Source organism: Desulfomicrobium norvegicum, from assembly GCF_900114595.1.
Taxonomy (GTDB): Bacteria; Desulfobacterota; Desulfovibrionia; order Desulfovibrionales; family Desulfomicrobiaceae; genus Desulfomicrobium; species Desulfomicrobium macestii.
Genome location: NZ_FOTO01000008.1, coordinates 59,760 through 82,500, shown reverse-complemented (window position 1 = coordinate 82,500; position 22,741 = coordinate 59,760). Strand labels below are relative to the sequence as shown.

At 58.0% G+C, this 22,741-nt stretch carries 22 protein-coding genes; 8 read left to right on the top strand and 14 right to left on the bottom strand.

The features are described 5' to 3' along the window. The 6 genes from BMZ24_RS12555 to BMZ24_RS12525 all read right to left on the bottom strand — a co-directional run bounded on the left by BMZ24_RS12555 (nucleotide 1) and on the right by BMZ24_RS12525 (nucleotide 4,485). Nucleotides 1-1,002: a tetratricopeptide repeat protein gene (locus BMZ24_RS12555; protein WP_092192806.1), complete on the bottom strand. Its 1,002-nt coding sequence runs from the start codon at nucleotides 1,000-1,002 to the stop codon at nucleotides 1-3. Nucleotides 1,003-1,042: 40 nt separating this feature from the next. Continuing rightward, the gene (locus BMZ24_RS12550; RefSeq protein WP_143077903.1) at nucleotides 1,043-1,753 is read right to left on the bottom strand and encodes a hypothetical protein; all 711 of its coding nucleotides are present in this window, start codon (nucleotides 1,751-1,753) and stop codon (nucleotides 1,043-1,045) included. Further along, nucleotides 1,737-2,318 carry a glycogen-binding domain-containing protein gene (locus tag BMZ24_RS12545; RefSeq protein ID WP_092192802.1) on the bottom strand — a complete coding sequence of 194 codons (582 nt, stop codon included), beginning with the start codon at nucleotides 2,316-2,318 and terminating at the stop codon, nucleotides 1,737-1,739. Before BMZ24_RS12545 ends, BMZ24_RS12550 begins: the two co-directional genes overlap by 17 nt. Continuing rightward, nucleotides 2,315-2,866: an RNA polymerase sigma factor gene (locus tag BMZ24_RS12540; protein ID WP_092192800.1), complete on the bottom strand. Its 552-nt coding sequence runs from the start codon at nucleotides 2,864-2,866 to the stop codon at nucleotides 2,315-2,317. Before BMZ24_RS12540 ends, BMZ24_RS12545 begins: the two co-directional genes overlap by 4 nt. A 306-nt stretch (nucleotides 2,867-3,172) precedes the next feature. Further along, entirely contained in the window at nucleotides 3,173-3,979 is an 807-nt protein-coding gene (locus BMZ24_RS12535; protein WP_092192798.1) for a sterol desaturase family protein, read from the bottom strand. 185 nt (nucleotides 3,980-4,164) lie between these two features. Then, nucleotides 4,165-4,485 (bottom strand): DsrE family protein, encoded by a 321-nt coding sequence (locus BMZ24_RS12525; RefSeq protein WP_225940271.1) that lies wholly within the window; start codon nucleotides 4,483-4,485, stop codon nucleotides 4,165-4,167. A 204-nt stretch (nucleotides 4,486-4,689) separates the two neighbouring features. Between BMZ24_RS12525 and BMZ24_RS12520 the strand changes: the two genes are divergently transcribed. Further along, nucleotides 4,690-5,460, top strand: coding sequence for a TSUP family transporter (locus BMZ24_RS12520; RefSeq protein WP_092192792.1), 771 nt, complete (start codon nucleotides 4,690-4,692; stop codon nucleotides 5,458-5,460). Nucleotides 5,461-5,634: 174 nt separating this feature from the next. On the opposite strand, the gene BMZ24_RS12515 is transcribed toward BMZ24_RS12520, so the two are convergent. The 3 genes from BMZ24_RS12515 to BMZ24_RS12505 are packed head-to-tail and all read right to left on the bottom strand — an operon-like array spanning nucleotide 5,635 to nucleotide 8,429. Further along, nucleotides 5,635-6,456 carry a formate dehydrogenase subunit gamma gene (locus BMZ24_RS12515; protein WP_092192790.1) on the bottom strand — a complete coding sequence of 274 codons (822 nt, stop codon included), beginning with the start codon at nucleotides 6,454-6,456 and terminating at the stop codon, nucleotides 5,635-5,637. Beyond that, the gene (locus BMZ24_RS12510; protein WP_092192788.1) at nucleotides 6,453-7,133 is read right to left on the bottom strand and encodes a cytochrome c3 family protein; all 681 of its coding nucleotides are present in this window, start codon (nucleotides 7,131-7,133) and stop codon (nucleotides 6,453-6,455) included. Before BMZ24_RS12510 ends, BMZ24_RS12515 begins: the two co-directional genes overlap by 4 nt. Before the next feature lie 18 nt (nucleotides 7,134-7,151). Further along, entirely contained in the window at nucleotides 7,152-8,429 is a 1,278-nt protein-coding gene (locus BMZ24_RS12505) for an ammonia-forming cytochrome c nitrite reductase subunit c552 (protein WP_092192786.1), read from the bottom strand. Between the two features lie 460 nt (nucleotides 8,430-8,889). On the opposite strand from BMZ24_RS12505, the gene BMZ24_RS12500 reads away from it, so the two are divergent. Further along, the gene (locus tag BMZ24_RS12500) at nucleotides 8,890-10,116 is read left to right on the top strand and encodes a glycosyltransferase family 4 protein (protein WP_092192784.1); all 1,227 of its coding nucleotides are present in this window, start codon (nucleotides 8,890-8,892) and stop codon (nucleotides 10,114-10,116) included. A 170-nt stretch (nucleotides 10,117-10,286) separates the two neighbouring features. Here BMZ24_RS12500 and BMZ24_RS12495 read toward each other — a convergent pair whose 3' ends face one another. The 4 genes from BMZ24_RS12495 to BMZ24_RS12480 all read right to left on the bottom strand — a co-directional run bounded on the left by BMZ24_RS12495 (nucleotide 10,287) and on the right by BMZ24_RS12480 (nucleotide 15,338). After that, on the bottom strand, nucleotides 10,287-10,592 hold the full coding sequence (locus BMZ24_RS12495; protein WP_092192782.1) for a lipid-A-disaccharide synthase N-terminal domain-containing protein: 306 nt from the start codon (nucleotides 10,590-10,592) through the stop codon (nucleotides 10,287-10,289). A 78-nt stretch (nucleotides 10,593-10,670) separates the two neighbouring features. Next, nucleotides 10,671-11,681 carry a metallophosphoesterase family protein gene (locus BMZ24_RS12490; RefSeq protein ID WP_092192780.1) on the bottom strand — a complete coding sequence of 337 codons (1,011 nt, stop codon included), beginning with the start codon at nucleotides 11,679-11,681 and terminating at the stop codon, nucleotides 10,671-10,673. A gap of 37 nt (nucleotides 11,682-11,718) precedes the next feature. Beyond that, nucleotides 11,719-13,335, bottom strand: coding sequence for a phospholipid carrier-dependent glycosyltransferase (locus tag BMZ24_RS12485; protein WP_143077902.1), 1,617 nt, complete (start codon nucleotides 13,333-13,335; stop codon nucleotides 11,719-11,721). A 56-nt stretch (nucleotides 13,336-13,391) separates the two neighbouring features. Continuing rightward, nucleotides 13,392-15,338 (bottom strand): LTA synthase family protein, encoded by a 1,947-nt coding sequence (locus BMZ24_RS12480; protein ID WP_092192776.1) that lies wholly within the window; start codon nucleotides 15,336-15,338, stop codon nucleotides 13,392-13,394. A gap of 105 nt (nucleotides 15,339-15,443) precedes the next feature. Here BMZ24_RS12480 and BMZ24_RS12475 point away from each other — a divergent pair, with 105 nt between their 5' ends. Together BMZ24_RS12475 and BMZ24_RS12470 are read left to right on the top strand one after the other, a co-directional pair. Beyond that, nucleotides 15,444-16,127 (top strand): response regulator transcription factor, encoded by a 684-nt coding sequence (locus BMZ24_RS12475; RefSeq protein ID WP_092192774.1) that lies wholly within the window; start codon nucleotides 15,444-15,446, stop codon nucleotides 16,125-16,127. Continuing rightward, the gene (locus BMZ24_RS12470; RefSeq protein WP_092192772.1) at nucleotides 16,117-17,403 is read left to right on the top strand and encodes a sensor histidine kinase; all 1,287 of its coding nucleotides are present in this window, start codon (nucleotides 16,117-16,119) and stop codon (nucleotides 17,401-17,403) included. Before BMZ24_RS12475 ends, BMZ24_RS12470 begins: the two co-directional genes overlap by 11 nt. Before the next feature lie 157 nt (nucleotides 17,404-17,560). Here the strand turns inward: BMZ24_RS12470 and BMZ24_RS12465 are convergent, their stop codons facing one another. Next, on the bottom strand, nucleotides 17,561-18,358 hold the full coding sequence (locus BMZ24_RS12465; RefSeq protein WP_208599851.1) for a protein phosphatase 2C domain-containing protein: 798 nt from the start codon (nucleotides 18,356-18,358) through the stop codon (nucleotides 17,561-17,563). 330 nt (nucleotides 18,359-18,688) lie between these two features. On the opposite strand from BMZ24_RS12465, the gene BMZ24_RS12460 reads away from it, so the two are divergent. Genes BMZ24_RS12460 through BMZ24_RS12445 form a run of 4 tightly spaced genes read left to right on the top strand, consistent with a single transcriptional unit; the run spans nucleotide 18,689 to nucleotide 22,674 of the window. After that, complete coding sequence (locus tag BMZ24_RS12460) at nucleotides 18,689-19,858, top strand: double-cubane-cluster-containing anaerobic reductase (RefSeq protein WP_092192768.1); 1,170 nt, start codon at nucleotides 18,689-18,691, stop codon at nucleotides 19,856-19,858. A gap of 25 nt (nucleotides 19,859-19,883) precedes the next feature. Then, nucleotides 19,884-21,008, top strand: a complete 1,125-nt coding sequence (locus BMZ24_RS12455) for an ABC transporter substrate-binding protein (RefSeq protein ID WP_244150355.1) — start codon at nucleotides 19,884-19,886, stop codon at nucleotides 21,006-21,008. A 55-nt stretch (nucleotides 21,009-21,063) separates the two neighbouring features. Further along, entirely contained in the window at nucleotides 21,064-21,897 is an 834-nt protein-coding gene (locus BMZ24_RS12450) for an ABC transporter permease (protein WP_092192767.1), read from the top strand. Nucleotides 21,898-21,900: 3 nt separating this feature from the next. Beyond that, nucleotides 21,901-22,674: an ABC transporter ATP-binding protein gene (locus BMZ24_RS12445; RefSeq protein ID WP_092192765.1), complete on the top strand. Its 774-nt coding sequence runs from the start codon at nucleotides 21,901-21,903 to the stop codon at nucleotides 22,672-22,674. The last annotated feature ends 67 nt before the right edge of the window (nucleotides 22,675-22,741 follow it).

Sequence of the window (22,741 nt, the reverse complement as noted above, 5' to 3'; positions counted from 1 at the left end):
TCATTGAACCTTGGTGAAGATGTTGACGGATTGGGTCAGGCTGTGGGTCCTGCCGTCCGTTTTGATGCTTTCGGGCTTGTCGAACCAGCTCGGCGCGAGGCGCTCCGGGGCGATTTTCGGGTATTCGCGGCTGACGAAATTTCTGACGGCCAGGGCGCGCAGCCTGGCCAGGGTCTTGTCGCCTTTGACGTAGGCGACGACGTGGACGCTCAGGTCCGTCTTTTTGGACAGGATTTCGCCGATGCTCTTCAGGGATGCTTCGGCGCTTTCGGTCAGTGTCGCGCTATCGGGCAGGAAATCCACGGCCCGCAGGGAGATGGTGCGCAGGCCGATGACGTGGTTGCGCCACGTGAAGTCGCTGGCCGTGTTCAGCATCCGGACTCCCTGCCGCGCAAGGGGGGCGTCCGGGTAGATCTCCAGGTAGCGGTGCACGGCCAGCTTCATCTCCCTGTCACGTTTCATGCGCTCCAGGGTTACAGCCCTGTTGAACATGGCCTGGGGCTCCTCCGGGTTCAGGGAGAGCGTCTTGTCGTAGAGCCGGAGGGCTTCGGCGTTTTTGCCCCGGTCGAGCATGTTGTGCGCGAGGTAGAGGTTCGCCGAGAGGTGGTCCGGGTCGATGGCCAGGGCCTTTTCATAGGCGGCCCGCTCCCTGTCCGGCTTCATGAGGGCCCAGTAGGTCACGCCTTCCCAGAACCGGTAGTCGGCGTTGGCCGGGGACAGCTTTACGGCTTTCTGGATGAAGGGAAGCGCGGCTTCGGGCTTGTCCGTTCCCAGTTCGAAGCGCGCCATGAAGTAGTTGAGCTCCGGATCTTCGGGAAACTGGGCCACCCTGGGGGCGAAGGCGGCGCGTCCGGCAGCGAAATCGCCTCTGTTCAGGTAATATTGTCCCTGAACCTGGTGGTATTCCCCCTGGATTTTCCGGACGGCCGTATCCATGGTCGCGCAGCCTTGGATGGACGCTGCCAGCAGCACGAGAGCGAGGAGTCGGATGATTTTTTTCATGTCAAACCAATATACGTTTGGGCGACCATGAGGTCACAGATTATTTTGATGCGCCCGGTTCGTGTCGGGTGTCGCGGCCCGTCAGACCCAGTTCCTGCAGCAGTTCCGCGGGACTGCCGCCGTCGGCCAGGACCCGGGCGGCGGCATCGGCCACTGCAACGTCGGGAATTCCGGCTTCGCGGGTGCGCTGCACCACCCGGAAGAGCTGTTCCCAGCCGGGCGTCAGTGATCCGAGGGTAAGCCCCTGGCGCATGATCTCGCCGGACAGGGGGGTGGGGAAGCCAATGGCGTTCAGGGCTGCCCTGGTCCTGGCCGCAGTGGCCAGCATGGGCGGCGGAGGGTTCAAATCGGCCATCGCGGTCAATTCCAGCCGGGTGAGACCGAGCCTCAGGCTGTCCCCGGTCAGGGCGATGTCGTCCGGCGTCGGTTCGGCACCGCTTCGCCTGAGCGTGTCGCGGGCGAAGTCGTAATCACCGCGAATGACGTCCAGCGCGTGGATGATGGCCTGGGCACGAACTCGTTTGGCCAGGCCTTCCTCGACCTTGGCCGCGAAGGGCGCCTGGGGCAGTCCCTGTTCCCGGGTCTGATCGATGCGGGCCTGAATGCCTTCCGCCTCTTCGGGCGTCAGCCTGCCGTCTTCCTGGGCCTGGCGAAGGGAGCTTTCAAGGCGATACGCCTCGGCCACGAACGGTGCCAAGAGCCAGATAGCCAGCAGGAAGGACACGAGAAGGGCGCTAGAGAATCGAGCCATGGCCGCTCTTCACCAGCAGGACAGAGTTGCGGCCGCCGAAGCCGTCATCGACGTTGAGCGCGGCCGTGACATCGGCCACGGGCGTGGTCCCGTCGATGAGAAAGACATACTCGTGGCTGCCGGGCGGCAGGGCCGAGGAAAGGGTCCACAGGCCCCGGGACGGGTCGCGGGTCATGGTCCATCCGGCGGCGTTCCAGCCGTTGAAGCTGCCGATGACGGCCACTTCCCTGGCCGATGGCGCGGCCAGAACGAAGGTCACCGGGGCAAGACCTTCCGGGGCCCTGCTCCCGACGCCGAAGTCGAGCCTGAGGAGCAGGCCCATGGACAGCAGCAGACAGGCCGCAGCAGCCAGACCGGCCAGGGGTGAGACTCGCAGGGTGCGTGGTCTGACGAACCAGTCGAGGACGCGCTCCGACCGGCGCTTCGGAAGCGGGAGGGGAAGCGCGGAGCCGATGCGCTCCATGACGCGGGATGCGAAGTCCGCTCCCGGATCCATGCCGCCCAGTCCGCGCAGGCCAGACGCGAGCCTGTCCTGCGTCGTGTTGTTTTGTTGCTCGTTGTTCATGATTTTTCTTCCTCCCCGAAATGTTCCCGCATCATACGTAGCCCCCTGTGCACGCGCATCTTGGCGCCGCTTATGGACAGTCCCAGGGTCTCGGCCACCTCTTCCAGGGGCATGTCCTCGATGTACCGCAACGCCAGGGTTTCGGCGTATTTGGGCGGCAGGCCACGCAGGACATCCAGAAGTCTGGCGGCTTCGAGACTGGCCAGCGGGTCGCGTTCCTTATCGGCCAGTGTCGTGTCCAGGTCCTGGCGGCACTGGGGAGCGCGTTTGAGCCGTCGCGCATGGTCCCGAGCCAGGTTCAGGGCCAGAGTGTAGAGCCAGGTGAAGAAGCGTCGGCGCGAATCGTATGCGGCCAGACGTTCATAGACCCTGACAAAGGCGTCCTGGGCCATTTCCGCGGCTTCGCTTTCATCCTGCGAAAAGCGCAACATGAGGCGATAGACGGGCCCCTGATACCGCCTGACGAGTACGGCGAAGGCCTCGCGGTCGCCGTTCAGGGTCTGTTCCACGGCCCAGGCGTCGTCTCTGTCGTTGTCCAGTTGATCCATGTATGGGCATATACGCGCGCAAGGGCGGATTTGTCACATTTTCCGGCGGACTGAATGAATCTTTGTTTCGGGGCCGGTGGTGTTTGTTATTCAGGTCCTTCGCTGCCGAAGGTCAAGCCTTCGGTGTCAAAGGCCCGGAAGATGGTCGCATATGGACCTGTTTCTAAGGGAAGAGCGATGAGCCCTGGGCGGATGCTTTTCAAGAAAACAATATGGAATGTCTCGTCATTGGAAAGGCTCCGGTTTCAGGATTTTTCGCCTTGAAATATCGAAAGATGGCATTGCGATGGCGCAAGAGGCTCTTAGTCACCTCTTTTGTTCGGATTTGGGATTTACGAACGGCATTGCCAGCATCTGAAGGAGGGATCGGCACCTGGTATCGCGAAAAATGTTCAGGCCCAGCGGCATGTTTTCGTGACCCTTGGCGGGCTGGTCCTGATAGCTTGAGAAGATCCGGTCCCACCAGGGAAAGCTGAAGCCGAAGTTTCTGTTCATTTCCCTGCCGTCGGTGGAGTGGTGGATGCGGTGCATGTCCGGCGTGACCAACGCGAGGCGCAGGATACGGTCCAGGGGGAGAGGCAGGAAAAAATTGGCGTGGTTGAACATCGCGGCGCTGTTGAGGATGATCTCGAAGGCCAGAACGGCCAGGGGCGGCGGTGCGAGCAGGGTCACCAGGGCGAGTTTGAAGGCCATGGAGATGAGGATTTCCAGGGGATGGAAGCGAACCCCGGTGGAGAAATCGAAAAAGGTGTCCGCGTGGTGCATGCGGTGCAATCTCCACAGGGGCCGCCAGGCATGGAAGAGGCGGTGCTGGCCGTACATGGCCAGGTCCAGGATGAGGATGCCAAGAACGATTTCCGCGGCCAGGGGCAGATCGAGTGCTGGAAAGATTCCCAGGCCCAGGCCCCGGAGCGAGGCGGCCAGAGCCATGGGCACAACGGGGAAAACGAGGCGTGCGAGTGCCGTGGACACGGCCACTACGCCCAAATTCCCCACCCAGCGGCCCATGCGGTCCGGATCGGGCCGTCTGCGCGGCCGGGCGATTTCAAGGGCAGCCATGAGCACGGCCGTCAGCATGAAGGCCCCGAGTCTGAGCATGTTTTCTGTGTCCATGGTGTTTTCAGGTGTTACGCCTGTTTTTCCTGCTTGTCAGGACTTCATGCGCCTAGCAGGCGGCTCAAGTAATCCTGGGGACGGTGCTCGCACAGAGTTTGGGTGGCCCATTGGCGGAAGTAGGTTGTTTGCTCCGGTTTTACAGGATAAGTATTTGAAATTAATTCGTTTAGATGGAAGTCTTGTTAGAAGTTGAGTATCTTGTCGGCACTTTGCAGCTGTTCGTACAGAAACTTCATGTTCGAAAGCTTGACATGTTCGCTCGCATCCACGCCGTGGATGCCCATGCGCTTGCCTCAGGCGACGAGTACGCCCTCGCTCAGGGCGAAGAGCTTGGCCTGTTCGGCGATGGGGAAGGTGGGGCTGTCTCCGGCGAAGAGATCCACGGCCGGGCCGTTCAGGAACATGGTCACGTCCTCGCCCTCGGTCAGCAGGAAATTGCCGAACCTGACGGCGTTCCACTTGATTTCGGGGTCGTGGCTGGACAGGATCAAAAGGATTTGCATTATCGCTCTATTCTGGTGGTTCGCATTGAGCTTTTAGATGGATATGCGCGCATCCGAATCGTCGTCAAGCCGCAACAAGACCGTGATACGATGCCGGCTGAAATGGCGTTTGAGAGCGGGGCGCCCGATCACGGACGGCCAGGCGCCGGTCGAGACGGCCGGTGCCGAAAATTCTGTTTTCCGAATCTGAAACAAGGAAGCATTATGGAGTATGTCGTCATCTGTCTGGCCAGTCTGGCCGTGTCCGGGCTGACCCTGTTTTCGGGATTCGGGCTGGGCACGGTGCTCACGCCCGTCATGGCCCTGTTCTTCCCCCTCGAGACTGCCGTGGCCGTCACGGCGGTGGTGCACTTCGCCAACAACCTTTTCAAACTGACACTGTTCGGGCGGCAGGCCGACCTGGGCGTCACCCTGCGCTTCGGGTTGCCGGCCCTGGTGGCGAGCTTCGCCGGGGCCTGGGTCCTGGTTGGGGTTGCCGGCCTGGACCCGCTGTTTTCATACTCCCTGGGCGGGGGGCAGTTCTTCGTCACGCCCGTGAAACTGCTGGTGGGGGTTCTCATCGTCTTCTTCGCCGTCCTTGAACTGCGCGGCGGGAAGAGGCAGGCCATCCCGGCCGCCTGGCTGCCCCTCGGCGGCGTGGTCAGCGGCTTCTTCGGAGGTCTGTCGGGCAACCAGGGCGCCTTCCGCAGCGCCTTCCTGCTCGGCGCGGGCCTTGGCAAGGACGCCTTCATCGCCACGGGCGTGGTCCTGGCCTGCGTGGTCGATGTGACCCGCCTTGGCGTCTATGCGGGCATGCCCGGTTCGCACATGATCACCGACAACGCGGGACTTGTCGTCGCCGCCACCCTGTCAGCCTCCCTGGGGGTGCATTACAGCCGCAAGGTACTGAAGAAAATGACGATTCAGACCGTGCGGCTACTGGTCGGCGCTATGCTTCTGGCGCTGGGCATGGGGCTGGCCTCGGGCCTGATCTAGTCTCCATCGATCCGGCGCATTGCCCCCGGCGGGTCTCCCCGGTCAAACGGTCTCACCCGAAACAAAGGGCCGCCCGAACGGACGACCCTTTGTTCTCGGCGCAAAGGCCGATCTTCTTTATATGATTACGCAAAAGAGGCCCGTTTTTTTCTGGCGTTCTTTTTGCCTGTTCCTTCAGGGCGCAGGCCACCACGTGACCAGCGGCGCATAGCGTACCGCCTGCACGATCAGCCAGACGCCTACAACCACGGCGCTCAGCCCCAGGGCGTAGGATGCGATCCGCGCCGTGGCGGGGGCGTCCTGCATGGTCAGGGCTGACAGACGCCCCTCGTTCCGCAGCCTTTCCACCCATGCGGGCCTTTCCTCGGTCTGTTCCTCAAGGTTGGCTCCCCCCGCAAACATGGCTCGATCCATGGGGAAGTTGTGCCGTCTGAGATGGGCCACGAAGAAGTGGATGATGAAGACGTGCCCCATGGCCAGCGCCGCCTCGATACGGTGCACCCAGAAGGCCACGTTGAGGGACCAGCCGGGCAGCCAGAGGCTCGTGACCAGCGGCGAGATAAGCATGGCACCTGTTCCGCCGATGATGACCATGCCCCAGAAGACGGCCCAGTAGTCGAACTTCTCCCAGTATCCCCAGCGCTCGAAACGCGGGGCCTTGGCCAGACCGAACATCCAGCCCAGATGCCGGAAGAAGTCGGTGAGGTCCCGTTTTCTCGGCAGCAGCGAATCCGGCCCGGTCATTGCGCGTCTCGAGGTAAGCGCCACTACGGCCAGATAGGCCAGATGCACGGCAAACATGGCCAGCATGGCGATCCCGCCCCAGATGTGCAGAACCAGGGCTCTCTCCTGTCCGCCGAGCAGAGCGGCCAGCGTTTGGCCGAAGGAAGTCTCGTGGTACATCCGGGCCAGTCCGGTGAGTGACTGCCAGAGGAAGGTGACGAGCAACAGCGCGTGAAAGGCCCGCTGCGTGGGCGTGAAGCGTCGTATTCTCATGGCGAACTCTCCTTGTCCGACGCTTTGGCGGCCAGTTCCCGCAGACCCCAGAGGGCGGTGTGCGGCAGGAACAGCGCGAAGGTCATTGCCGCGATGCCGATCATGATCCAGAATGCCCACGCCAGTTCCGGAAAAGTGACCAGTGTCGCCGCGTTCATGGGCGCCGGTTCATGGATGACGTACGTTGCGAATGAAGCCCCTGCACCCTGGTGGCATTTGGCGCATACGTAGGCGTGCCTGCGAACGGGGTTCAGGGGGCTTTTGGCCGAATTGACCGCCGCAATGGGCTCGCCTCCATGGCACTGCCTGCACTGCACATCGCCGCGCAGCACGTGTTTGTTGTTGACGGTGTGATCGGCGTGACAGCGTGCGCAGGGCAGTTTTGGAGTATAGTTGCGGATGCCCGCGTGGGCATCCAGGGCGTAGGCGGCCTGCCAGTTGCGTGCTCCCGCGGCCGGGTTGTAGCGAAGTTCGGGCCTGCCCGGACCGCGTTGCGTGTCCGCAGATCCCGCCCTGCCTCCTATGACCTCGTGATCTCCGTAGCGTCCGTTGCTGGCCTCCAGTTCGCCGTAGCGTCCGGTTGTCAGCCGTGAGAGCTCCTCCTGGGCTCCGGCCGTGCTCCACACGGTCAGTCCGAGGAGAAACCCGAGTCCGAGTTGGACGATGAGTCGCATCATGATCCACCTCCCCCGGAGCTACTGTGCTCCTCGGACATCATTGATAAAGCCGATGGTCTGGCCCATGGGTTTCGGCATCCTCGCGAGGGCGTCATACTGCTTCTGCAGCTCGGCCAGATCCGTGTCCTTGTGCTTGTGGCAGGTCTGGCAGGAGTTCGGGATGGCCGAATTGGCCAGTGTTTCCTTGGGCAGGAGAGGCTTGAAGACGTGGCTGTGCAGGTCTCCGGATTCGGCGCTCTTGACCACCCTTGGCATGTGGCAGCCCACGCAGTTTGCGTGTGAATGGATGGAGTGAGCCAGGTTCTGGTTGAGCTGGGTGTGGCAGGAAAGGCACTGCTGCGATCCGGCTTCCCTGGTCTGCAGCCTCGTGTCGGAGACACCGAGCTGGTGTACGTAATGACAGGAGGTGCAGGAGACACCTTCCATATAGTGCTTTGAGAGCTTCCAGTCGATGTACTGCTGGTGATGGGCCTTGGAGAACTCGTTGCCATACAGGTGCTGCTTGTCTCCGGCGGCGTACGAGGTCGACTTGAAGTATGTCTCGAGGGCCTTGCCGGGCATGTAGCCGACGGGCCACTCGGCCTTGTCGTGCTTGGTGGCCTTGCCTCGGTTGTGGCACGAACCGCAGATCTGGACCGCGACTCCGGGCGTCAGCTTGGCGGGGTTGACCACCGTCTCGCGTTTCTCGAAGAGGGCGCTCTTGGGCAGGGCCACGTGCCAGGAGCCTGGACCGTGGCAGGCCTCGCAACCCACCGCCGGTTCGAAGGTTCCTTTTTCCAGGTCGACACCGGTGGCGTGGCAGCCTCCGCATTTCACAATCCAGGAGTTCTTGTCCCACTTGTCTTCGTTATAGTTAACCCAGCGTCCGGTGTCGGTGTTGAACTGGACGGGAGCCATGACCAGCATGCCATTCTTCTCGACGAGGTAGCGCTGTTTCCACTGGCTTCCGATGGTGTAGAGAACTTCCTCAGGTTTGGGGATGAAAAACTGGTCGGGTGGGAGCTTGAGCGAGTCCTTGATTTTTTCAAGGTCGGCCCTGATGGCAGCGGGGTCGAGTTCCGTGATGATAGCATCCTGGTTTGCCTTGGCATCAACCATCATCCGGCTGTGCAGAGTCATCTTCCAGGAGTCGTAGTGCTCAAGGTGGCACGTTTTGCACTCTTCCGAGCCCACGTACGCCTTGGGTTTCGAGGTGAGCTGGGCGACATTCACCTCGGGTTCGGTTGCCATGCATCCCGTTTGGGCGAGCCAGACCGTCAACACCAGAAGGATCAGATTCCTTTTGTTCCGCGCCATGTCGCACTCCTCGACTGTTGATGTGAGAGGTTGGTCGGGTAAACTGAACACCGCCCGACTTCGAAGGCAGGCGGTACGACTAGCTATATGTAGACATGCAGAACCTGCATTTGATGCCGAGTGGAGGAAGAAAAGGAGGTTGAAATATATGTAAAATCAGATTAAAAACATCATTGTGGTGGATTTTTTTGATCTTATAGCATTTTCTTGTGGTGTTGAGTCAATAAAAAAATAGGGTTCCGTGAAAGAAATTTGATCATGTAGGTCCGAAAATTCATTATTTGTCAGCTTTACGTTGTTTTTAAAGCGGATTACATGTCTTTTTTGATATATATGGCTTCGTCTTGTTATCAATAAATATCGGATACTAGTGGGAAGGCCGGCGAGGATAGGAAGGCGTGAGGTGGACGGGGGAACGGGTTTCTTTGATTCTCAAAAAAGAAAATGCTAGCCGACCGGCATGCGAATCCTTCACATCATCAGCCAGAAACCGGACTTCACCGGCAGCGGAAAATACGTCCAGGAAATGATCCGGCAGGGCCGAAGCAGGGGGCATGAGCCTTTTCTCGTTGCGGGCGTGTGCGCTGACTTCGCGGTGCCGGAAGAGCTGATGCAGCCGGGCAGGTTCCGGGTCATCCGTTTCGACGGTCATGACCTTGGGTTTCCCGTCATGGGCATGAGCGATGTCATGCCCTACCCAAGCACGGTCTGTTCTTCCCTGACCAAGTTGCAGATCATCGAGTACAGGACGGCCTTCGCCAGGGTCATCGGTTCCGCCATTGCCGATTTCGCGCCCGACGTCATCCACTCCAACCATCTGTGGATGGCAACGGCGGTGGCTCGCGAGGTCGCCCCCCATCTCCCCCTGGTAACCACCTGTCACGGCTCGTGTCTGCGCCAGCATCGCCTGTGTCCGGAACTGGGAGATTCGCTCAAGGGGGCTTTGCGCGGCATCGACCGGATCATCGCCCTCTTCGGGCAGCAGAAGACGGACATCGTCGAATTGCTGGGCATCGATTCCGACAGGGTGGATGTCGTAAGCGGTGGATTCAACGAGTTGTGCTTTTATGCCGAGGAAGATGCGTCGGATTCGGACGCCGTTCAGCTTCTCTACGCGGGCAAGCTCGACTCATCCAAGGGCGTGCCCTGGCTGCTGAGAAGCCTGAAGAAGGTTGAGGCTCCCTGGCACCTCCATCTTGTGGGCGCGGGCAGCGGGCCGGAGAAGGACTTGTGTCTGGAACTGGCCGCCAGCCATGGTCAACGGGTCACGGTTCATGGCGTCCTCTCCCATGAGGAGCTGGGCGGCCTGATGCGTCGCTGCGCCGTCTTTGTGCTCCCGTCATTTTTCGAAGGACTTCCTCTGGTTCTGCTGGAGGCCATGGCGTGCGGCTGCCGCATTGTCACCACGGATCTGCCGGGGGCCAGAGAGCTTTTCGCGGAGCCCCACCCGAGCATGGTGCGCATGGTGGAGCTGCCGGATCTTGAAACCGTGGACCGGCCGTACAGGGCCGATGAGCCGCTGCTGGAACAACGACTGGCCGAGGCGTTGCAGGCGAGCATCGCCGATGTGAGGAACAGGGTGGAGCCGGATCAGGACTATGTCCGTAAAATTACGGGGCCATTCACCTGGGAGGGCATCTTCGACAGGATCGAGAGCGTGTACAGGCAGGCTATCGGGGACAGGTGATTGCTGGAAATGTATCGCGATGTCGTCGTGCTTCTTGAAGCGCAGAGAGAGTTTGGTTTCGGAACCCGCCTCTTCCTGAACGGCTACATGAGGTCGCGGGTTGCTTTGGGGCTGGCCTTACGGAAACGTATCTGCCTGTCTCAGCATTGCCTGGAAATGCGAACATGCTTTCAGGCTGTATTGTTTTGACAAAGAGAGGGTGTAGACTTTTCATTTTCACGCTTAATGAGAAATATATTTCGAACATAGATAATCAAGCCTGTCGATTGACCAAAAATAAAGACTATATCTTTGCGCATAATTGCGTAAGCGAGCAAGAAAAAACTTCCAAATAGGCTGAAATGCCAAAAAATTGCTGGGATAACGCTTTTATGTTCTTTTTCAGAGACAATCCACTGCCAAAAAAAGCGCATAAAGAAGAAAGATTGTCCGATAAAACCAATGCTCAGCAATATAAAATGATATGAATTTTCCATAAAAATCCAAAGACAAATAAATGTCTGTATTGTACTATTGAGAATTTGCTTGTAATAATAAAGGTATGTAATAATAAATTAATCAGTATTTTTGATTAATTTTAAACTAAACACTAGCGATATTATTAAAAGTATGTTTAATGTCACTAAAAATTTATAATGAAGAATTAAAAATGGTCCTATGTATACAATGGAGTTCATGTCTATCCATTCTTTAAAATCAAAGCGTGCCGATACCGGCAGTATTCGTTCCGAAACCATATCCGTCCCGACAGTCAATGCTATGGCATGATGAAATTGGCTCCCTTGAGATTCGTGCAAGCGTCCACCGCCACCGCCAGTGATGATATATTCCACTTCGCGCAGTCGCGTTCGGTTATAGCCATGAAAGTCTGCGGCAACTGCGTAGTCAATTTTCAAATCTTCAAATATTTGCATAAGATCCTTTTCATCCGCAATATGCCGCTCCTTGATGTCCGGCGAAACCCATGGAGGGATATGCATGAATACAAAACGATTTTGATATGTATCTAATGTGCTTTTGTCCAAAGATTGTAAATATTTTAAAGATTCTTTATTAGAAAAACGACTATCTAGATGGCTTATAAAAATAAAAATATTATTATTATAAACAAAGGAAAAATTACTTGGTCCGTATTCTTTCTCAAACAAAGACATGGGATATTTTTCAGGATCAACATCATGGTTTCCAGGTGTTAAAAAAACCGGAAAGGAAAAATTGTAATCAGACAATTTCCACTTGAAATACGTATGATGATTCATAGATCCACCATTAACCCAGTCGCCAAGAATGACGATAAAATCAGGATCTGCATCTTTGATATCTTCGGATAGTCCTTTGAAAGTACCCGTACTGCGTGTGTCCCCCACTATTACGAAGGTGAATGTTTTTTTCGCATCGGAAGCGGGTAAGGCCGCACGTACGCTCTCGAAATTTCCTAAATTTGGGGGGCGTTGGGTCTGCCGGGCGGTATATGTCACAACGCCGGCATAAATCTGCATTCCGGCGACAATGACATAGAGTCCAGCAAGCGCCCATAAAATATATCGTTTGTAGCTGGTTTTCATATTTTTTTTCGATGTCAGGTTGGAGGGCAAGTCTGAATTATTGGGTTAAGCGACGATCAAGAGCGATGAAATATAACTTCTTGCCGGAAAAATCGTGAACATCCATGCGGGCTTGAGGCGCATATTCGCGCAGCGATTCCGGCAAGACTGGATTTTCCCTGCGCGCGACAAAATATATTTTATCAGGAAGTTCTATGTTTGCGTAATCGTTCTGTGCCAATGGCTTGCTGCCGATGATCCAGGAGTCCTGAAATTTGAGGGAACTGTCGCACAGCACAGGGCCTTTGGAGGTGAAGGTGCGGATTTCAGCGAGGGGAACAGACATGTCTCCGACGGAGGGCTGAACGATGGCTGGCAAGAACAAACAGCAAAGTCCGAGAATCGAGAATTTGGCCACGAAAAGCTCCGACAGGTGCTGTGAACGGCAGAGCAGAAACAAAAGCATCACAGCGAACCCCGCCGTTACTGCGACGCCAGTCAGTTCAATACCGTCCAGAGCAGGGAAACGTGCCCACAGCCAGAACAAGGCGATTGAAACAGAAATGCACACAATCCCGAAAATCACAGAGTTCGCGAGAATAAGCGCACGCCCAAGGCGGCCGCCTTTTTCCGGATCGCGCAGCAAGCCCGTCAGGTACACGCCCATGAGCTGGCACAATGGGATGAGCGCGGGCAGCAGGTATCGATCCTTTTTTTCCGGGACAAGCATGAGCAGCAGCACGCTGCCAAGACACCACAAGACAGGGCGCCAGTACGGCAACAACGGCTCGACCCGGCTGCGCGCGTGCCTTGGCCAGAGTGCCGCACAGGCAACCAGTGACCAGATTCCCGTCATGAGTGGAAATTGCAGGTAGAACCAGAAGGGCTTGGTGTGCTCCGTGAACCAGGCGCCCTGTTCAGTGGCGAGCATGCGTGAAAAATCGTGGGGCATCGCCACCCATGCAACCATGGACCAGACCGAAGACAGTGCCACGCCGATTCCCATCGCCACCGCCAGATCCCGGGCGTGGAGGCGGAAACCCATCCTTCCGCCGGTGGCCAGCAGTGCGATGGCGAAAGGCAGCAGCAGCGCGTAATAGCTGACAGGTCCCTTGCTCAGGCCCGACAAACCGAGAAGCAGCCCTGTCACCACAGCCAGCTTTCTTCTGGGCGCGGGGGATTCTGCAATCACCGCGACACCCCATATCGCGGCCAGCATGAATGCATGGCAATAAATGTCCCAGCTGTTGCGACGAGCCATGAGCACGAACATGTAACTGGTGGTCAAAAAGGCTGTGGCCCACGCGGCTGCAGCCGTGCTTTTGGTCCAGAAGCGGGTCAGTCCGAAAAACGAAATTGCAAGGAGCAAACCGGCCAAAGCCGATGGGATGCGATTTATAGTCAAATCCGTATCCAGTCCGGCGTTGCCGACCAACATGGCCCCGGCCGTGAGCCATGTCGGCAGAGGTGGTTTGGCCAGACGCGGTTCTCCGTGCAGTGTGGGCAGAAGCCAGTGGCCAGTTTGGATCATTTCCTCTGCCGTGATGAGATTGCGGGCCTCCATTATGTCTACACCCAGTATATCCCGATGGGCGAATATCCCGGCGTAGAGCAGAATTGACAGGCCGAGTAGTCCGCCCAGCAAAGCCATTGAACGAAGACAAGGTGCAGACATCGACTCTCCGGATGTGTTCGGGATGAAATTGGAATGCAGTGAGACGGATTTGAATTTTATTCGCTCATCTTTTTCAGATCCACGTTTGTCCAGCGCAGAAGGCCAGTCTTAAATGCGTGGCTGGCCCCTTGGTAATAAGCAATATTACGCTGCATCAACGGATCGGAGGTGTTGTCGCTGGATTCGTCGCTAAGTCCCAGCGCGTCTTCATGGCGGCGCATGCCCTGACGGGGACTTAAAATCGCAAGGGTTTGCCCATCGAACAAGCCAAGATGCTGGTAATTCCCGATCAGCGCCCGTCCTGACGCAACATCGTCGCGCAACACGTTGCGTCCAAAAAAGGTCGAAGTGTAATCCAGGTTCAAGAGACCAAGCAGGGTAGGGGCCAGGTCGATCTGGCTGGCGAGCATCGAAATCTCACGCGGTTTGAGTATGCGGGGCGCGAAGAGGAACAAGGGAATTCGATACTTGGCAACCGGCAGATCTTCCTTGCCCGCACTCCCCGCAGTATGGTCGGCCACAAAGACGAAGAGCGTCTTGTCAAACCAGGGTCTTTTTCGTGCCTGTTTCAGAAATTCCCCAATGGCATAGTCCGAATATTTGACGGCGCCTTCCCGGCCATATCCCGAAGGGATGTCGATGCGGTTTTCGGGATAGGTATAGGGACGGTGATTCGATGTGGTCATGAGCTGGAAGAAAAACGGCTTGCCAACGGCGTGGTCGATGTCGGCCTGTCGCAAGGCCTGGGTATACAGATCCTCGTCGCACATGCCCCAGGCGTTCTTGAAAGTGATTTCCTCCTCGGGCACGCTGGTTTGGTCGATGATGCGGTATCCGTTGCCGCCGAAGAACGCGTTCATGTTGTCGAAATAGCCGCGGCCTCCATACAGAAAGGCGCTGTCGTAGCCTCGGGCCTCCAGTTGTCTGCCCAGGCTTGCGTATCCTGTTTCCCGGCCGAGACGTTTGACAATGGATCGGCCGGGAGTCGGAGGCATGGACAGGGTGATGGCCTCCAGACCTCGGTCTGTACGGGTGCCGGTTGCATAGAAATTGCTGAAAAACAGGCTCTCCGGCTTCAATCGGTCCAGATTCGGGGTCAAGTTGCGCGAATCGCCGAAACATCCGAGGTATTTCGCGCTCAGGCTCTCGACCGTGACCAGAATGACGTTGAGCCGCTTGAACGTCCCCGGGTTGTCGATATCGCGGCGTATATCAAGAGGATCAGCGCTGGTGAAACGGGAATTGGGTTCGGCCAGTTCCTGCCGAAGAAGCCTCCCAAGATCCTTGTCGGGCAGTGTGGCATAAAGCTGATGGTAGTCGAGTTCGTTATTGCGAAAGGCCGCGAAAAACTGAAACGGACCATTGCCGGCAAGCTCACGGCGTACGGTGTTCCCGCCATCGGCGTTGAAATCCTGCCCTACGGCGGCGGCCACGAGCAGGCACGTCCCGAGGACCGCCGCGAACAGCAGCCCGCGTCCGCGCAATGACAAGAGAGGCGCCCTGAAAGCCTGGTCGAGGATTTTACCCGACAGGACAGTCCCGGCCACCGAGAGCACGACCAGTATCGCCATGACAGGATAGACGGGGTACGATTCAAGTATGTTGTTGATGACCTCGTTGGAATAAACGAGATAATCGACGGCAATGAAATTGAAGCGTACCCCGAATTCATCCCAGAATATCCATTCCGAGACGGCCGTGAAGAGCATGACGAAGAGACTGAACCCGATCAGTCCGCGCAACAGCCCTTGGTGCCATGGGCGTCGCCAGACCGTTGCGGGACAGAGGGCAAGATACAAAGTCATGGGCAACGCCGCATAGCCAAGGAAACTCAGGTCATGGACAAGTCCGCGTCCGAAGATACCCAGGACACCGATCAGTCCCGTATTGACATCGCCAAAGTGAGTTGCCAGCAAGGCGCAACGGGTCAGGAAAAAAATAATCAGCCAGGCACCCAGAACGATCGTCAAACAGCGTACCTGAGCGTATTTCGAAAGGGACATGTGCATTCCTCCATTTTGTCTAAGCCCTCTCTATTCTCCCGGACGTGAGCCGATTGTCGTGTCAACGTGAAAAATTTGTGAAACAACCTACCCAAGGCTCGTCGCATGCGCATACTGATCATTGAGGACAACCCGGACATTCTCGCCAACGTGCTCGATTATCTCCAGCTCAAGGGCTACACTGTCGATTGCGCGCAGGACGGGCTCACAGGCCTTCATCTGGCAGTCACCCAAACCTACGACCTGATCGTGCTGGACATCATGCTGCCCGGTATCGACGGCTATCAGATCTGCAGGCGCCTGCGTGAAGACGCCAGACTCGACATTCCGGTCATCATGCTCACCGCCCGCGACACGCTGGACGATCGCATTCAGGGATTCAACACCGGCGCCGACGACTATCTCGTAAAACCGTTCGCCCTGTCCGAACTCCACGCACGCATCCAGGCCGTACTGCGCCGCACCAAGGGGAGCCGGGTCCACGAACTGCGGGTCGGCGATCTCGCCTTTGACCTGGAAACTCTGCAGGTGCGCCGCGCCGGACGAACGATCAGGCCGCATCCTTTCGGGCTGAGGCTCCTTGAGATTCTGATGCGAAAAAGCCCTGCCGTAGTTCGCCGCGAGGAGTTGGAGCGGGAGCTCTGGGGGGATGACTGTCCGGACAGCGACAGCCTGCGCAGCCATATTCACCAGTTGCGCCAGATCGTGGACAAGTCCTTCGAATCGCCGCTGCTGCACACGGTGCACGGGATCGGATACCGTCTGGTGGAGAAGACTGATGACCTCTAGGCTTCCCCTCTCACAGCGCATCGTCACCGCCTTCGTGCTCATGACGGTTGTCGTCAGCGGCTCCTTTTCCCTCGGGATTGTAGGTGTCGTCCATTTTGTCGAAGAGCAGCTCATCACAAAGGAGCTGCACGGCAAGCTGAGCATGGTGCTCCATGAGGACATCAAGGCCGGCAGGGAGCCACGACTCGACGCCCGAACCCGTTTTTTCGCCTCGAACTCAGCCGAGTACCCGATCCCGGAACGCTTCGCGGACTTTCCCGAGGGACTCACGGAGATCGAGGATGAACACGAGGCGGCGTACGTCTATCTCACCGAGATAAACGGGGCTCGCTACATGCTCCAGCAGGAGCAGCAGGAATTCGAGGACCGGGAGGAGATCCTTTTTTCAGTGGTTGTGGCGGGTTTTCTGTTGTCCATCGTTTGCGCCTGGGGACTCGGGGTAATCATGGCCAGGCAGGTCATGGAGCCCGTCGCCCGGCTTGCCGGACAGGTCCGACACCGCGACCAGCTTGCCACGCGCACGGATCCTCTGTCCCCGGGCTATCCGGATGACGAGATCGGGGATCTTGCCGCCGCTTTCGACAATACGCTCGGGCAGCTCCGACGCTCCATCGAGCGTGAGCGTCTCTTCACCAGCGACGTCAGCCATGAACTGCGCACGCCGCTGATGGTCATCTCGACATCGTGCGAGTTGCTGCTCGAGAATCCGCTTCATGACGGCCAGCGCGAGCAGATTGAACGCATCGCACGGGCCGCGCGGGACATGAACGACCTGGTCAGGACATTTCTGTTGCTCGCTCGGTCGGGTCCGGTCGAAGACGCCGAGCCGGACTCGGCCAGCCTGGCCGAAGTCGCGCAGGAGCAGGCGTTGCTGTGGGAGCCGGCGCTCCGCGCCAAGGGGCTCGCTTTCGAGCTGATCGACGAGGGGGCGGACACGGAGGGACACAATCCGACCTTCTTGCGTACGGTCATGGCCAATTTGTTGCGGAACGCGCTGCACTACACGGCTCGGGGCTCGGTACGCCTCATCCTCGAACATGGCGGTTTCCGCATTGAGGACACGGGCATGGGAATTCCCGTCCATGAGCAGGAACGTGTTTTTCAGCCTTTCGTGCGCGGGTCGGCCGCGAGGGGGGAGGGCTTGGGGCTCGGGTTGTCGCTGGTGAAGCGCATTTGCGAGCACAATGGCTGGAATATTTCCTCAACGAGCGATGGAGAGACCGGAACATGCTTCAAGGTTTCATTTCAGCCCTCCCGCGCGACGGATCAATCCTGACTGCCTGATCGTGCATGCTTCCGGCATCGCCGATGTGAGGAACAGGGTGGAAACGGATCAGGAATATGTCCGTAAAATTACGGGGCCATTCACCTGGGAGGGCATCTTTGCCAGGATCGAAAGCGTGTACAGGCAGGCTGCCGGGGGCAGGTGAATGCTAGAAATGTATCGCGATGGCGGCGATGTCGTCGTGTTTCTTGAAGCGCGGATAGCGCTCGATGTCGGGATCGGCCGCCTCCTGCCTTCGCACGTGATCGCGAAGGCCTTCCAGGCCCAATTCGGAGGCCATGCTCACAAGGCATGAAAAATCCTTGTACTTTTTTGGCGCGGGGCACGGAACATCAAGCCCGTCGGTGAACAGCAGCACTGTTTTAATGTTGCAGGTCGGTTCCGTGCCAGTGCGGAAGAATCTTTCCGCCTCCCTCTCCCCGTTGAGCACACCGTAATCACGGTTCATGCCCTGGCGTATCGTCTCGACCAGCCTCTGCACCTCGGGATGGGAGCGGCCCCGCTCCCTGATCATGCTCAAGGTCGGATAATCGTGGTCTTCGCGCCTGGCCGCGACCTTGTATCCGCCATCCCTGTCGACGAAAACCACCTGTGAATCCCCGGTCTGAAACCATTCGATTTCGCCGTCCCCAAGCCTGACCACCGCGGCGCTGGTGCTCCACAATCCGCAGCGCCGGGACAGGTCGATCTGAGAGCGTTCCATCCGGGCCCGGATCGAGTCATTGGCTTCGGCTCCCAATCTGACGAGAGGGTGGTGGTTGCGCAGGAAAACCTGCCCCGCAATGGAGGACGCCATGCAGCCCCCGCTTTTGCCCTCTTCGAAGCAGGCACCGGTAAGGCTGGTAGCGCCGTCGAAGACCCCAAAGATGTTGTTATCCATGATCAGATAATCTTCGTTCTGGGCTCCGGAACCCTGCTCAAGAATGTGCTCTACTTTCATACCCATCAGGAAGCTTTGATCGTTTTCAAATCCGCCTGTCAAAATGAAAAAATCTATGTCTCTCGCAATCTGGAATCGAAATTTCCGATCGGTGATTGGATTTTCTCCATACGCGCCTGTGAATTTTTCAATGACCTCTCGAACGGGCCATGAGGCCCCGGCTCGAAGTGACGCCGTTTTTTATTCATATATTTGCGAAATCAATACATCTTCCGGACATATATTCTCAGATCAAATTGGACGGATCGCCAATTAGCGGCTAGAGCCGTTATTTGAATTTTCTTTGCATGTGCTTGTAACCAATAGCATTTTTTAGTCAGTACTACAGGAGATAGCGTGACACGAAAACTGAAAGCCTCCGGCTCGGTCGTATCGGCATTGCAGTTCTTCGAAAAATTCAGCGAACACTGTCTGGCAGCCCTTGAAACGGCGCGGGAAGAGGGCAGGCCCATTGCCGGGGTCTACTGCATCTATGCGCCCCTTGAGATCATTCGGGCCGCCGGGTGCGTGCCCATCGGGCTTTGCGGCAAGCGCCAGGCTCCCATCCAGGCGGCCGAGGCGGTGCTTCCGGCCAGTCTCTGCCCACTCATCAAGTCCAGCTACGGCTACGCCAAGACCGACACCTGTCCGTTCTTCTCCGCAGCCGATTTCATCATCGCGGAAACCACCTGCGACGGGAAAAAGAAGATGTACGAGTTCCTGGGCAGGATAAAACCCATGCACCTCATGCATCTGCCCTATGACCAGTCCCTGGGGAGCGCGTTTCGATTCTGGAACGCCGAAGCAGAGCGCCTGGGAGAATATCTGACGGCCCACGGCGGCGTGCCCATCACCGCCGGACGTTTGCGGGAAGAGGTCGAGATCGGGAACGCCGTCCGCGCCCTGATGTGGGAGATCGTGCGCATCAATGCGGACGGTTCGCCTCTGCTGACCGGCATGCAGCTTCTGCCGGTGCTGGAAAGCAAAAGCTTCATGGTCGAGGCCGCGCCGTATCTTGCCGCCCTGCGCGAGCTGCGGGACGAACTTCTGGAGCTGCGAAAAAGCGCCACCGGGACGACTACCGACCGACGATTCAGAATTCTCCTGACCGGAACCCCGGTCGGCAAGGGGTCCCACAAGGTCCTGCAACTGGTCGAGGAAAGCGGGGCCGTGGTTGTCTGCCTGGACAATTGCAGCGGGATCAAGGGGCTGGACAGTCCGGTGCAAACCGAAGGGGATCTTTTTGGGAACGTGGCCAGGCGATACATTGAGATTCCCTGCGCGTGCATGAGCCCCAATCCCGGCCGGTTGCAGACAGTCGAAGCCTTGTGCCGCGATTTCGACATCCACGGCATCATCGATCTGACCTGGCAGGGGTGTCACGGATTCAATGTCGAATCCCAGGTCGTTAGAGAAAGGGCCGAAGGGCTGGACGTGCCGTTTCTGCAAATCGAAACAGGCTATTCCGAATCCGACGCCGAGCAGATCCGGACCCGCATCGAAGCGTTTCTGGAAGGAATTCAATAACCAACAGTAATGAGAGGAGAGGTTCATGACACGCATGTCTTTGTCGGTATCGCGGTTCAAACGCATTTTCGGCCTGTTCCTGGTCCTGGCGGCAATCCTGTCCGCAGGGCCGTCCATGGCCGAAGAAAAGCTTCCCGTTCTGAACGTGGGCTACATCTTCACCACGCACCATAGCCCCTTCATCGTGGCCATGGCGCAAAACGAGGAATTCAAGGAGTTCGGAGTCCACCTGCGTCCCGTGGTGGACAAGCTGAAGTATGAACTCATGGACGGCGACAAGCCCCTGGCTCTTTTCAACATCATCGTGAACAAGAGCGGCTCCGAGACGACAACCATGTTCGCCCAGGGGAACATGGACATCGCCCTTGCCTCGGGTACGGCCATCATGGCCGGGATAGACCAGGGCACGCCCATGAAGATGCTCTGCCCCACGCATGTCGACGGGATGGGGCTCGTGTTTCCGCCCCAGAGCACGCTCAAGGGCTGGGACCAGGTCGCTGAATACATCCGTGCTTCCGAGCAGCCCGTGAAGATCGGCTACCATTCTCCCACCAGCGCTCCGCGCATCATCATCGAAGGCGCCTTGCAGAAGGCCGGTCTCAAGGTCACCCAGGACGCCACCGCGCAGGACGCCGATGTCCTGCTGGTCGATTTGAAATCCACCTCCAATTTCATTCCCGCGCTGACCAGCGGTCAGGTCGATGCCTGGGTCGGACCCGCGCCGCACCCCGAGGTCTCGGAGCTCAAGAAGGTCGGCCACATCGCTCTTGATCTGCGCGACCTTCCTCCGGCCGGAGCCTGGCACAATTTCCCCTGCTGCGTCATGGCGGCCCGGGATGCGGTCATCGCCGAACATCCCGAGGTTCTGCGCAAGACGGTCGAGCTTTTGACCAAATCCGGTGAGTGGTGCAACGAGCACAAGGCCGAGGAAGGTGGGATTCTCGCCGGCTGGACGGGTTCCCCGGCTGAAGCGGTGCAGAAATCCACCATTGTCTACACGACCGACCCTTCGGAAAACTGGATGCTCGGCCAGGGCACCTATCTTGATATCCTGAACTCGATGAACAAGTTCCGAGGCGAATTAAAGGGCAAGAGCCTCGCTGAAGTCAAAGACAAGCTCTTTGATTTCAGCTTCCTGAGCAAAAACTAACATCGGCTGCCGACTCCCGTCGCACGGGAGTCGGCGGCTGCCCCGGATTTTGACAATGCACAGCTCCTTTCACCGCGTTCTTTCGCTTGCGACCGTTCTCGCCTTTCTCGCCCTCTGGTCGTGGGCTGCACTCATGATCGGCAACAAGGTCATTCTGCCCACGGTGGGAGAAGTCGCCGAGCTGCTTTTTCATCCGAACGAAGACCTGCTCAGCATGGGCTCCCTGATCACCAACATCGTGGTCAGCCTGTTCCGGGTGCTGCTCGGCTATATCGTGGCCGTTCTGGTCGCGATTCCGCTCGGCATCGCCATGGGATACTACGTCTCGGTGCACACCATGTTTGGAGATTTTCTGAATCTTTTTCGTCCCATTCCGCCTCTGGCCTGGGTGCCCCTGGTCATGGCCTGGTTCGGAATCGCGAGCTTCGCCGACCTCTTCGGGGTGGATCGGGGGCCGTGGTTTGTTTATCTCAACAATTTCAAGTATTCGATGATATTCATCATCTTCATCGGAGCCTTCTACCCGGTGCTTACCAGCAGCATCCACGGCGTGCGCAACGTCAATCGCGTCTTCATCGATACCGCCCGCGTGCTCGGTGCCGGCGAGTTCGATATTTTCCGCAAGATTCTGCTCCCGGCGGCTCTGCCGTCCATGGTCAACGGCATGCGTATCGGTCTTGGCGTGGCGTGGATGTGTCTGGTTTCGGCCGAGATGCTCCCGGGGAGCATCTCGGGAGTCGGGTATCTGATCACCCATGCCTACACCATGGCATCGACGGATATCGTCGTCGCCGGGATGTTCAGCATAGGCCTGACCGGGGCGCTCATGGACTGGCTGTTCCGTCGGATCGAACGCCGGTGCTTTTCGTGGCAGCGGCTCGCGAGGTAATTGATGAACCATATCGTGCAGATCAGCGAAGTGAGCAAATCCTTCGTCACTGAACGCGGGCAGGCTGTTTCCGCGCTGGACAAGGCCAGCCTCGGGATTGGCCGTGGCGAGTTCGTGTGCATCGTCGGGCCTTCGGGATGCGGCAAATCCACATTGCTGCGGATCATTTCCGGGTTGGAGCGGGCCGACGGCGGACAGACCACCTACAACGATCGTCCCCTTGATCGCCCGCACCGGGACGTGGGCATGGTTTTTCAGGAATATTCGGTTTTGCCCTGGCGCACCGTGCGCGACAATGTCTGCCTGGGACTTGAATTTTTACAGGAAAAAAAGGCGGCGCGGATCGAGCTTGCCATGCATTATCTCGGTCTGGTGGGCATGACCCGATTTGCCGAGGCCTTTCCGTACGAACTGTCCGGGGGCATGCGGCAGAGGGTGGCCATTGCGCGGGCCCTGGCCACGGACCCGCAGGTCCTGCTCATGGACGAGCCCTTTGGCGCCCTTGATGCCCATACGCGCATCCTCATGCAGAAAGAGCTGCTCCGCATCTGGCGGGAGACGAGAAAGACCGTGATTCTGGTCACTCACAGCGTGGATGAGGCCGTGTATCTGGCCGACCGCATCGTGGTCATGACTTCCCGGCCGGGCAGGATTCGCGAAGTGATCGATGTCGGGCTTGGGCATCCACGGGACCGGAGCAATCCCGAATACGCCCGACTGACGGCACGAATACTTGACATGCTGGAAGAGGAAGTGGTCGCGGCGGGAGAATTCTGAAGCGCAAGACAGTCGGGGTCGTTATCCGGCCCCCACTGATCATGCATTCGTGGTTTGTGTTTCTTTT